Below are 12,625 nucleotides of genomic sequence, written 5' to 3' on the forward strand. Positions count from 1 at the left end.
AAAATTTCGGCGAAAAACGAGGACAACTGCATTTGCAGAAGTCCTCATTTTTGCTTTTTTTCGTGTTCAGGTTATTTGATGATTACCATTTCCTGTACCACATCATCATAAATCTTCAGGAACAGTCTCGCTTCATTGCCCTCCTCATAGATTTCGATGTCTGCGGGGGAAACAACCTGAATGCTGCCCTTGTTTCGGGCGGAATCATACAGGTAAACGGTTGCATCGCCGGTAGCATAGTTGTGCACGGCATCGTTTACACTCATGTTAACGCTTCCGCTGAACTTCTTGGTTACTTTACCATAGACGGTAGTCAGTTCGGTTGTAACGTCTTCGATGAATTCGGTTTCTTTCTCGCTGATATCAAACAGTACGTTGATGCCGTCGATTTCACCTTTGATGTTAGTGCGGTATTGGATAATGTCACCCTTTGCAAGCGGTGTGTCATTTCCTTCACCTTTCAGCAAAATGGATTTGTCGGCCGCTAAAAGATTGATTTCCTTGCCGTCTTGCCAGCCGTACAGCCGGTCGGTATCCTCATATTCCTCATTTTGTGTGGCGCTGATATAATCAACCACTAAAATCGAAGATTCAGGAGCAGTTACACCGGCAGAGCTGGTAATAATGACAACGTTTGCGGTATAATTTTCCTGCAAGTCATAAACGATAGCATTGTATTCGGAATCGTTAGAAAGGGTTGCCTTGTTTCGAATGGAATACTTATCGGTGTCTGTTGCGGCATCTTTTGGAATGTCAAAGATAACCGTATCATCGGTAATAGCTACGTTGTCCAGTTTACCAGATGCGCTCTTATAAACCATGGCGTCTTTCTTTATATTCATAGTGAATTCGCCTACATTGGGCGCTCCTGTGCTGGTGTTATCCTTAGCGGTCTCAATTGCAGTAATGTTATCAGAACTATTGGTTTCATAAACAATCAACTGCGGGGTGAGACCTGCGCCGCCTAAGGTGTCTACTACGGTTTTAGGCTCCATACCATATTTGTCATTCAGACGCATTTTGGTTCCGCTATTTAAAATTTGCGTTTCACCAGACATGGTGAAGATCTTGAATTGTGCAGTGGTGTCAAAACCGTCGTTCATTGCTGCCCCTACCAGGTAAGCGTATTTTTTGTTCAGGTTTTCACCGTTATTAACGTTTGCGTTGGTATCAACGGCCGCAATTTTCCCTTCGATATCCAGATAGAAGGTTCCTTTGTCTCTCAGCTGAATTTCATTAGGATAGCTGTCTGCTTTCTTGTGAAGTTCTTTGCTGTTTCCGATGCGGAAACCTTCTTCAGTAGCTTCTGTCACCATACCGTTAATGGAAGCGTCAGAAACATATCCTTTGATCAAAGTCTTATCATCGCTGATAGTATAAGAAATGACATTCCATTCCTTCAGATCCTCAATGCCGATTTCAGCGCCGTCTTTTACAAGACTGTACATCACATCGGTACTTTCTTCATCAAAAACAAGAGAGCCGTTCATATATTTGTCGGTGACACGTCCGGTTACGGTAGATACGGTATCAACAACCAGGTTGGTGAAGTGGTTAACAAATACGATCTCGTAAATACCATTGGTATCTGCATCCAGCAGAATCACATTTCCGGAAGTGGGCTTTAACGCCTCGTTGGTAACGCCTGTCTTATATTTGCCGTTGTAGATATAAACTGCATCAGCAGCAATAGTGGCAGTTTTGGTGGTTCTGTCATCCCGGTTTGCCCAGTATTCAAAGGATTTGTTTTGTCCGCTGTCGCCGGTTACGTTAACAATGTCATCAGAATTTGCCGTGATGGTTTTATTTTTATTAGACTGCGGGCGAACGTCAATTAAGGTTTTTTCATCGGTGGTTTTATCAATGCGTGCATAGTACAGTACGTTATAGCCTAAATACTGTTTTGCATTGGTATCGCCTTCGAGGAATTGTTTTTTGTCAATCACAATGCGGTCTTCATCGGTTGTGCTTCCGCCGTCAAGAGCGGTTTCGGCAGTACCTGTGATCTGACCATAGCCTTTTTCTACATTTAATTTATCATAAAGCAGGGTTTTGTCTACAACCTCATAGGAAACGTTAGTTCCAAATCCTACCTGCTCCATCAAGTTTACTGTCAGAGCGTTAAAAACAAGCTGTGCAATATCTCCTCTGGTGGCGGGTTCTGCGGCAGAGCCGGACAGACCGCGCAGCAGCTGGTTGCTGGATGCAATATACATATATCCAGAAGGATATCCGCCTTTATCTTCAGCGGCGGGTTCATAGCCCATAGCGCGTACAATGATGGTTACGGCTTCCTGCAGAAGCACGTTGTCGTTGGGGCGGAAAGTTCCTACATCATCACCGATGACCATGCCTTGCTGATCCGCTACGTTGATAGCGCCGGTTGCCCAGTGATCAACAGGAACATCGGGGAAACGGGTGGTACCCATGGAACTTTTTGCAATGTCTTCCAGTCCAACAGAGTAGACGGCAACCTTTGCCATTTCACTTCGGATAATGGGATCGCTGGGGCGGAATGCGCCGTCTTCTGCGTCACCTACCATAATTCCTAAAGCGCCCAGCAGTTCAGCGGCCTCTTCATATTGTGTGCCGGCAATGTCCGGCGCCACAGTGATGCGGCTGGTGCTGTAGCGGGAAAGGGCGGGCTGTTCCGGAATCGGAAGTGAAGCCATGCCGTTATACTTAGAACTGTTTTCAATTAAATTGGTGTTAATCCCATCTGCGGCGTTCAGAGTTCCGTCTGCATTGGTACCGTCAAAGGATTGACGGTTTACCTGGGGCAGACTGCCTGTATTGGCATCGGATGATGCCGGCGAAACTGTGCCTGCTGTAGATGGTGACGCCGTATTAGTTCCGGCGGATTTTCCGGTACTGCTGGTGGGTTCGGGAACCGTAACGGCTTCCGGTGCAGCAGGACCATAGCCTTCGCCGTCGCCTGAAACAGACTGGCTTTCTTCTAAATAAACAGAAGCTTCATCTACGGGTTCTTCTGCAAAGGCCGCAGATATGCCAAAGCCTGAAATCAGACAAACAGCGATAAGCAGGGAGATGCATCTTTTTAACATACTATTTTCCTCCTCATGTGAATTGCTATTGTGTTTGTTGTTTTTTGTTTATTTACGCATTTATTTTGTGCGGAGGAAGAAAAATTACACCGTTAACATTATGGCAGTAATGGCAAAATGTGTTTAAACGGTATTTTTGTAACGATATTGTAATAAATTTATTACAATTTTTTTTCAGAACCAGTTGAATTATAAAAGCAGATATGGTATATTTAGTGTAGAGGATTAGAACATGATGTGGTTTTGCGGCAGGAATTTCTCTGCAAAACGAAAAAGATAAATATGAATTACAGGAGGAACAATTATGAAAAAACATAGGATCCTTTCATGTGCAGTATGTCTGAGTATGGCGCTTTCTACTCTTTCGGCGTCAGTTTTTGCGCTCAGTTTCAATGATGTAGACAATGATCCCACAGTTGCATGGGCAAAAGATTCCATTACGCAAATGACAGAGGCAGGGTACATTAAAGGCTATGAAGAAGGAACCTTTAAACCGTACCGGGCAATTTCCAAAATAGAGTGCCTGCTTTTAATGTCCAGAATGTTGGGTGTGGAAGAGGAAGAATATGCGGATTTTACGGCGAATGCAAAGGCAATGTATGGAACTACTGTTGCCAAATATAATACCACCTATCCGGATGAGCTGTGTTTCCTGCTGTATATGGGGATTTTGACAGAAAGCGATTTGGTGGACTATGCCTCTACCGCCAACGCAAATACGGAGCTTCTCAGATACCAGGCGGCAATGCTTATGGCAAAGCTGATGGGTGCGGACAGTGAGGCAAAGGCGTTTTCTGTATCTCCGGCAACTTATGCAGATGATGCTAAAATTCCTTCCAGCGCAAAGCCGTATGTAGAATATGTGACTGAGGAAGGAATCATGAACGGTATGGACAAGGATGCAAACGGCAATCCGCAGTTTTCTCCGACCACTTCATTGACTCGTGCACAGATGGCAACCTTGCTTGCCCGGATGATTGATAAGCTGGACAAGATGACCTATACCGGCACCATTGATACGCTGGATTTGAATAATGATGTTATTGCCATTGACAGGAACGGTGACGTCAGTGAGCGGAACGTGAATGATGATACGGTCGCTCGTCAGGATGGCAAGAGCATTCAGCTGAATACTTTGGCGGAAGGCAGTGAAATTGCTGCAGTAGAAATTAATGGCCATATTCAGTTGATTGAAGTCGTCTCTGAGGGCAGCGGTAGTGTATCGGATAAGAAGGGCACGGTTGTTTATGCATTGATTTCTTCCTTAACAGAATCTGCTGATGGACAGCGGATTACTTTGGCGGATTCCGAGGATAGCTCCAATAATGCTACTTATACGGCGGCTTCTAATTGTACTTACACCATCAACGGCACCAAGGGCAATTTCAGCAGTTTAAAGAAGAATGATTTTGTTAAGGCAACGATTTCTGGTGGAAAAATTGTGGCCATCTCTGTTGAAGATACGGATTTGACCATTTCTGGTACATTGACAGAAGTGGAATTTGATGAAGATGATCACGTTTACCTTTATGTAGAAGACAGTGAAGGCGATGAACAGCAGTATGTGGTTTCCAGCAAAGGTGCCACGGTGACACGGGATGGAAGCAGTGCGGAATACAGAGAGCTTTCTGCCGGTGATAAGGTGACAATGGAGCTGTATAAGGGGAAAATAACCAAGGTGAAGGCAACCAGCAGCACAGAAAGTTTTACCGGCGTTTTGAGTGAGATTGTTATTGCCACCCAGCCTTCGGTTACTATTTTGATCGATGGTAAAGCCGAGAACTTTAAGCTGCGTTCCGATGCCCGGATCTTGATTTCGGGAGAAGAAGCTACTATTTATGACCTGCGGCCGAATATTACGGTTTCCGGTACGCTGGACAGTTCAGAAATCAGAACCTTGATGGCGTCTTCCGTTTCTACCAATGAAAAAGGGGAAGTAACCGGAACGGTGACAGGCATCAATACCAGTTACAAAGTGATCACGGTAGAAGACAGCAACGGCAATTCTCAGAGTATTTATTATAATACGAAAACCACGTTCTTAAAGAGTTCCGGCGATACCACAACAGCCAAATCCATTGAAAAAGGCGCAACGGTATCCATTACCGGTGCAGAAAACAATGGTATTTTTGAGGCAACGATTATTATCGTTAAATAATAGGTTCTGTCAATCTGAAAAAAATATGCATAAAAAACAGCGGAGTGTGTATTTGCTCCGCTGTTTTTCATTGGATTATTTTACTTTTTTTATCTTCCGACGGCATCAAGCGCGCTGACACGCATGGTGGTTACTTGATTGTTTTCTTTATCAAACATAAAGTCCTGCATGTAAATATTTTCTGTACCGTCTTTTTTCATATCATCTGTCAAAGAAGTGCCAAGATACTCCACTTTTTTTCCATCCAGTTTAAAATACCGGATTGCGTTGGCCGGCGTTTCAGAAGGCGTACCGTCTTCTGTGCTGCCCTCTGTGCGCTGGTTGTATTGATCACCGTATGCTTTGACAAAATCATCAAAGCTGGTATTCAAACCCACACCGCGGCTGGATTTATAACGTACAGCCTGGCTGGCGTCAGTGAACTGGCCGCTGGATACAATCAGAGCATTTACCTTTAAATCATCTGTGTAGGAAACCACCACACCTTCATAGACACGGTAATTTCGGTCGGTGGAAATCGGTGTGCCTGCAATGGCTTCCACTTCTACTTCGTTCATACCGATAGAAATTTTCTGTCCGCTGACGGTGTCTACCAAAGAAAGATCGTCCATACCATACTGATATTTGGTTTCCTCACTGCGTTCGTCCAGCTGAACCTCATAATTGGCATCAGGGGAGGTAGTGGAATCTTCGCTGTTTTCTTCTTGTTGGGAATCTGCTTGGGCAGAGGCTTTTGGAACAATGTTATCTCCGGTAGAACTTAGGGTTTTTTCTTTTCCGCAGCCGGTTAAGGATGCGGCAAGCACTGCCGCTGCTAACAGAAGAACACAGATTTGTTTTTCCTTCATTGGGATTCCTCCTTACTTTGTTGTGTTGTTTTTAAAAATATCATTAATACGGCAATATCCGCTGGTGAAACGCCGGAGATCCGTGATGCCTGGCCCAAAGAGCGGGGTCGTATTTTATCCAGTTTCTGCCGTGCTTCAATCCGCAGTCCGTCCATGTGCAGATAATCAATGTTTTCAGGAATCATTTTGGATTCCAGTTTTTTGAATTGTTCGGCCTGTGCCATTTGCCGTTTGATATAACCTGCATATTTAATGGAAATTTCTGCCTGTTCCCATACTGGGCGGGGAAGACTTGGCCGCTGGGAATCAAAGGGCAGTAACCCTTCATAGGTGACTTGGGGGCGTTTAAGCAGTTCACATGCCCGTATTCCCGATTTCAGCGGCGTACTGCCTATTTCCTGCAAATAGGCCTGCAATGCAGGCGAAGGAGAAAAACTAAGCGTTGCAAGCCGCTGGGTTTCCTCTTCGATTTGTTGCTTTTTTTGCAGAAAGGCGGCATACCGTTCCTTAGAGATTAAGCCAATTTCATAGCCTAAGGGGGTAAGCCGCAGATCCGCGTTATCCTGCCGGAGCAAGAGCCTGTATTCAGACCGGGAGGTCATCATGCGGTAGGGCTCATTGGTGCCTTTGGTGACCAGGTCGTCAATCAAGGTTCCAATATAGGCTTCAGAACGGTCCAGCACCACCGGGGACTTCCCGGAAAGCTTCCGGGCAGCGTTGATGCCGGCCATCAGTCCCTGTGCCGCCGCTTCTTCATATCCAGAGGTACCATTAAACTGACCCGCTCCGTATAGCCCCGGAATTTTTTTAAATTCCAGCGTAGGTTGCAGCTGGAGCGGATTGGCACAGTCATATTCAATGGCATAGGCATTGCGCATAACCTGTGCGTGCTCAAAGCCCGGCAGAGAGTGAATCATTTGAATCTGCACATCTTCCGGCATACTGCTGGAAAAGCCCTGCAAATACATTTCTTCGGTATCAAGCCCCATGGGTTCTACAAACAGCTGATGTCGTTCCTTGTCTTTAAAACGCACAATTTTATCTTCAATGGAAGGACAGTATCTTGGCCCAATTCCTTTAATATCGCCGCCGTAAAGGGGGGAACGGTGCAGATTGTTTAGGATGATCTCATGGGTTTTTGCATTGGTGTAGGTAATATAGCAGGATACCTGGTTTTCCAGTGTTTGTTCTGTCTCAAAGGAAAAGGGTGTAATCTCCGCATCGCCGGGTTGTTCTTCCAGTTTGGAAAAGTCAATGCTTCGCCGATTGATTCTGGGGGGAGTTCCGGTTTTAAAGCGTACCAATTCTACGCCAATTTTTTGCAGGTTCCCAGATAGGCCGTTGGCGGGGAAAACGCCGTCGGGACCACTTTCCATGCTGAATTCGCCGATAATAATTCGTGATTTCAGATATGTGCCAGTACAAATAATTGCGGCGCGGCACAGGTATTCGGCACCGCTTCTGGCAATGACAGACCGAATAGAACCGTTTTCGTTCAGTGTCACATCGACAATTTCTGCCTGCCGTACATCTAAGTTTGGTTCCAATTCCAGCCGGTGTTTCATTTCTGTCTGATAATGCCGCCGGTCAATTTGCGCACGCAGGGAATGCACTGCGGGACCTTTTCCACGGTTCAACATCCGTGACTGAATAAAAGTGGCATCCGCTGCCTTTCCCATTTCGCCGCCCAGCGCGTCAATTTCCCGCACAAGATGTCCTTTTGCGGTTCCGCCGATGCTGGGATTGCAGGGAAGGTTGGCCACACTGTCAAGAGAAATCGAAAACAGGCAGGTCTTCATTCCCAGCCGTGCAGCCGCAAAGGCCGCTTCAATTCCAGCGTGACCGCCGCCTACAACGGCGATATCATAAGTATCTGCAATAAACAAACCTTTCACTCCTTTTTCCGAAAAAAATCGGAAGCTATGTCAAAAAAGACCGGTAATTTTTCCGTTTGCGTCAATATCCATCCGGTTTGCCGCAGGTTCTTTGGGAAGGCCTGGCATGGTCATGACATCGCCGGTCAAAGCGACGACAAACCCGGCGCCGGCAGAAACCCGAACCTCACGGACGGTAATAGAGAAATCCGAGGGCCGTCCCAAAAGTTTGGGATCGTCTGAAAGGGAATATTGGGTTTTGGCCATACATACCGGAATGGTATCAAAGCCAAGCTGGGTCAGCTGGGCAATTTCCTTTTCTGCTTTGCCGGTGTAAACCACGCCGGAAGCACCGTAAATTTTTTCAGCAATAGCAGCAATTTTTTCTTTGATGGGAAGCTGTGCGTCATAAATGGGCGCAAAGCGCTGGCTGCCGTCGTTGGTTTCTATCATTTCGGTTACCTTGCGGGCAAGGTCAGTGCCGCCGTCGCCACCTTTAGAAAAGACCTCACATAAAGAAACGGGGACATTCTTTTCTTTGCAGTAGTTTTCTGCAAAAGCAAGTTCGGCATCGGTATCGGTTGCAAAACGATTAAGAGCGACCACTACGGGCAGACCATACTTCTGCATATTTTCAATATGCGCGCCCAGATTGACAATTCCTTTTTGCAGCGCAGCAAGGTTTTCTGTACCAAGCTCTGCTTTGGGAACACCGCCGTTATATTTTAAAGCGCGGATAGTAGCCACCAGTACCACAAGAGAAGGCTTTAATCCGCCGAACCGGCATTTGATGTCAAAGAATTTTTCCGCTCCCAGATCAGAGCCAAAGCCGGCCTCTGTAATGCAGTAGTCAGCCAGCTTAAGTCCCAGCCGGGTTGCCTGAATGGAATTGCAGCCGTGGGCAATGTTGGCAAAGGGACCGCCGTGCATCAGACAAGGGGTATTTTCCAGTGTTTGAACCAGATTGGGCTTTAAGGCGTCTTTAAGCAGCAGTGCCATGGCGCCGTCCACTTGCAGCTGTTTTGCAGTTACTGGCTGATTGTCATAATTATAGCCGATGACAATTCTTCCAAGACGCAGCTTTAAGTCCTCCATGTTATCAGCAAGACATAAAATTGCCATAATCTCACTGGCAACGGTAATCATAAAACCGTCCTCCCGGGGGAATCCGTTTGTTTTTCCCCCCAGTCCGACCACCACTTGCCGCAGTGCACGGTCGTTCATATCCAGACAGCGTTTCCAGGTAATCCGCCGGGGATCCAGTCCAAGAGTGTTGCCCTGGTGTATGTGGTTGTCAATGGCGGCAGAAAGAAGATTATTGGCAGCGGTAATTGCATGCATATCCCCAGTAAAATGTAGATTGATGTCCTCCATAGGAACAACTTGCGCATAGCCGCCGCCTGCTGCGCCGCCTTTCACTCCCATGACGGGACCCATGGACGGTTCCCGCAAGGCAATAATCGCATTTTTTCCAATTTTGGCCATAGCTTGACCCAGACCCACCGTAGTAGTGGTTTTTCCCTCCCCTGCGGGCGTGGGATTGATGGCGGTGACCAGAATCAGTTTTCCGTCTGGACGTGTTTTGACGGTGTTCCAGACATCATCCCCTAATTTGGCCTTGTATTTACCATAATATTCTAAATCATCTTCCGGAATCTGCAGCTTTGCTGCGATTTCACCAATCGGTTTCATAACGGCCGACTGGGCAATCTCGATATCCGTTTTCATACAAAACCCTCCTCGTTCGTGTCAGTAACTATTATCTTATCACACCTTGCATAGGTTGTAAACAATTTACGTCAAAATTCACGAAAAATTCATGGACTGCCGCAAAAATCGGCAGTCCATAAAACTTAAACAAAAGAATAATTTCCGTCGGCATCAGAGAAAAGCGCGGTTTTGTAAAAAGCAGTTACGGCCTCAATCAGATAGAGGGTATCCATAGCGCCGGCTGTTTCAAAGGCGGAGTGCATGGCCAATTGAGCAAGGCCAATATCTGCGGAATTAACCGAAACCTTTCCGGCGGATAAATTGCCTAAAGTAGAACCGCCGGGGATGTCACTGCGGTTGACGTATTTTTGAACCGGCACATTTGCGGTTTTGCAGATTTTCTGGAAAATTGCTTCCGAGACGCCGTCTGTCGTATATTTTTGCGCGGCGTTATATTTGATGACAACACCGCCGTTCAGCCTGGGACGATGTCCCGGATCTGCCTTGTCCGGCTGGTTGGGGTGGACGGCATGGCCATTGTCCGCGGACAGCATGAAGCTGGAGGAAAGCCGCCGCAAATATTCAGTGTGGTCTAGTGACAGAGCGGCACAAATTCGCTGAAGAATATCCTGAAGAAAGGTGGAGGCGGCGCCCTGTTTGGTGCCAGATCCTACCTCTTCATTGTCAAATACGCAAAATACCGGTAAAGAACGAGGATTTTCTCCAGCAAGAAATCCTTTTAGGGTGCCAAACACACATTGCAGGTCATCAAGCCGCGGTGCGGAGACAAACTCGTTTTGATGTCCCCATAGGGTACCTTCATTTCGGCAATAGACGAACAGGTCAGACCCTAGGATATTCTCTGGCTGTGTACCAGCTGCCTTGGCGATCATGGGCCAAAATTGTTTTTCTGCAGTTTGGTCGCCAAACAGGGGCAGCATATCTTTTTGAGGATTGAGGGCACCGTTTTCGTTGATGCTCCGGTTCATGTGAATGGCAAGGCTGGGAATCAAAAGAAGATCCCGGTCAATATGAACCAGTTTTGTGGCAACGCCTTTTCCAGTATTTATGATGACCCGTCCGGCAATAGATAAAGGACGGTCCAGCCAGGAGGAGAGAATCATACCGCCGTATTTTTCAGTGTTTAACTTGATATAAGTGTTTTCCGCATTCATTTCTGGATCTGGCTTGATTTTAAAGGCAGGGGATTCGCTATGGCTTGCTGTCAGCATAAAGCCGGAAAAATCATTTTCTGGAATCCGAAAGGCAATGATCGAAGATAGGTTGCGGGTCACAAAATATCGTCCGCCTTTTTCTATGTTCCATTCCTCTCCTTCGGAAAGATGGATATACCCTGCATCGGACAGCTGTTTCCCTGCCGCCGAGATGGTATGATAGCTGCTGGGACATTGTTTGATAAATTCCAGCAATTCTTTGGTTTGTTCTTGAGACATAAAATCACAGCCCTTCTGTTATTTTATTGATTGTTGCTGTTTTCGCCGTGCGGCCAGAGGCAGAAGAAATCCCAGCCCCAGCAAAATAAACGGGGTTAAAATATTCATAAAAAGCTCAAACGCGGATTCGGCGTTGAGTATTCCGCTGATGCAGGAATAGGCAGTTAAGACGAAACACCAGGCGCCGGCTGCCATGCCAAGCCAGCGATTTTTGACAAACCGGTAAGCAGGATCCCAGCAATCCCGGCGGCGCATTGCCACATATGCGGCAAAAACCCAGAGATAACGCAGAGGCATACAGATGGCATTGAGCCGGATCAGGTATTTCACAATCTGATTGACACTGCCAATGCCAAATACGGGAAGAATCAGCAGAATGCTTACAATAATAGCAATCAGCCAATAGCCGTTGATGTACACCCCGTATTTATTTTTTTTCATCAAAACCGGTGGAATATAGCTGCTGTCTGCACTGTCAAGCAGAATGCGCAGCGGTGCATCAATGGATACAATGATAACCGAAACCTGACCGATGAAATAGGCAATTGCGTAAATGATCATCAGCAAATTACCTACGCCGTAAAACTCTCCTACCTTCTGAAATGCGAAGTATGCGCCGTTGGTCATAAAGTCATCGGGAATATTGGAAGAATCGACGATCATGCCAAGGGCAAGCGTGCCCAAAACAGCACAGATCATTACCATCACTGCAAGGGCAATCATTCCTTTGGGAAACCCGTGTCCTGGATCTTTCATTTTATTGACATAGGGAGAAATTTTTTCACATCCGCCAACAGCTAAAATCAGGATAGACATATTCATCCAGAATTTCAGGTCAAAACTGGGCCGGAAGCTGTCCCATGACCAGGTGATGGGCTGTATTCCCTGTCCGCTGGTTACTGCCGGGGCGGCAAGCATCATCAAGATAAATAAAATGGACATGACAAACATGGAAGTGCCGGCCGCGGAAGCAATTTTTTTAATCCAGGAAAGCCCCCGGCTGGCCATGTAAAGGCAGAGAGAAAATAGCACAAGCCCACCTAAATGCAGCGTGGCGGCGCTGATTTGACTGACCCTGCCGTCGCCAAAAATAACCCAGCCTGCCGCGATCAGTGCAGTGGTAGGTTTTTGGGAAATATACGGCATATGCACGATCCAGTATGTCCAGCCGGCATAAAAAGCCATGCGCGGACCGATGGTTTCGTGTACCCAGGAGCTGACGCCCCCCTCCGCATTGCGAAAGGCAGAACCAAGTTCGCCAACCATCAAGGCATAGGGGACAAAGTACAGGACAAATACCATAATCCACGGAACAATAGAGCGAAGCCCTCCGTAAACGGCAAAGCCGTTAATCACATTTCCAAATCCCCAGACGGTGGAAAAGGCCATCAATGCAAGTGTGTACCACATGATTTTTTTTTCGTTGTTTGCTTCTTTTTTCATACCTGTGTCCCCCAATCCTTTTTTTCTTTCAGTATAATCTATTTTTTCTAATAAGTAAAGGAAAATATGCTGT

General features: G+C 46.5%; 7 protein-coding genes. 1 reads left to right on the forward strand and 6 read right to left on the reverse strand.

What is annotated here, in order from left to right; all coding sequences use genetic code 11:
* Nucleotides 1–71: 71 nt before the first annotated feature.
* On the reverse strand, nt 72–3,065 hold the full coding sequence (locus INF28_RS05580; protein WP_226392480.1) for an S-layer homology domain-containing protein: 2,994 nt from the start codon (nt 3,063–3,065) through the stop codon (nt 72–74).
* Nucleotides 3,066–3,369: 304 nt separating this feature from the next.
* Here INF28_RS05580 and INF28_RS05585 point away from each other — a divergent pair, with 304 nt between their 5' ends.
* Nucleotides 3,370–5,223, forward strand: a complete 1,854-nt coding sequence (locus INF28_RS05585) for an S-layer homology domain-containing protein (protein ID WP_226392481.1) — start codon at nt 3,370–3,372, stop codon at nt 5,221–5,223.
* A gap of 89 nt (nt 5,224–5,312) precedes the next feature.
* On the opposite strand, the gene INF28_RS05590 is transcribed toward INF28_RS05585, so the two are convergent.
* The 5 genes from INF28_RS05590 to INF28_RS05610 all read right to left on the reverse strand — a co-directional run bounded on the left by INF28_RS05590 (nt 5,313) and on the right by INF28_RS05610 (nt 12,552).
* The gene (locus INF28_RS05590) at nt 5,313–6,071 is read right to left on the reverse strand and encodes a hypothetical protein (RefSeq protein ID WP_226392482.1); all 759 of its coding nucleotides are present in this window, start codon (nt 6,069–6,071) and stop codon (nt 5,313–5,315) included.
* Complete coding sequence (gene mnmG / locus INF28_RS05595) at nt 6,068–7,957, reverse strand: tRNA uridine-5-carboxymethylaminomethyl(34) synthesis enzyme MnmG (RefSeq protein ID WP_264175703.1); 1,890 nt, start codon at nt 7,955–7,957, stop codon at nt 6,068–6,070. Before mnmG ends, INF28_RS05590 begins: the two co-directional genes overlap by 4 nt.
* Before the next feature lie 39 nt (nt 7,958–7,996).
* On the reverse strand, nt 7,997–9,673 hold the full coding sequence (locus tag INF28_RS05600; RefSeq protein ID WP_226392484.1) for a formate--tetrahydrofolate ligase: 1,677 nt from the start codon (nt 9,671–9,673) through the stop codon (nt 7,997–7,999).
* Between the two features lie 125 nt (nt 9,674–9,798).
* Nucleotides 9,799–11,109: a M18 family aminopeptidase gene (locus INF28_RS05605; RefSeq protein ID WP_226392485.1), complete on the reverse strand. Its 1,311-nt coding sequence runs from the start codon at nt 11,107–11,109 to the stop codon at nt 9,799–9,801.
* A gap of 18 nt (nt 11,110–11,127) precedes the next feature.
* Nucleotides 11,128–12,552 carry an amino acid permease gene (locus INF28_RS05610; RefSeq protein WP_226392486.1) on the reverse strand — a complete coding sequence of 475 codons (1,425 nt, stop codon included), beginning with the start codon at nt 12,550–12,552 and terminating at the stop codon, nt 11,128–11,130.
* Nucleotides 12,553–12,625 lie beyond the last annotated feature (73 nt).

It is taken from the genome of Ructibacterium gallinarum, from assembly GCF_014982785.1.
Classification (GTDB): domain Bacteria; phylum Bacillota; class Clostridia; order Monoglobales; family Monoglobaceae; genus Ructibacterium; species Ructibacterium gallinarum.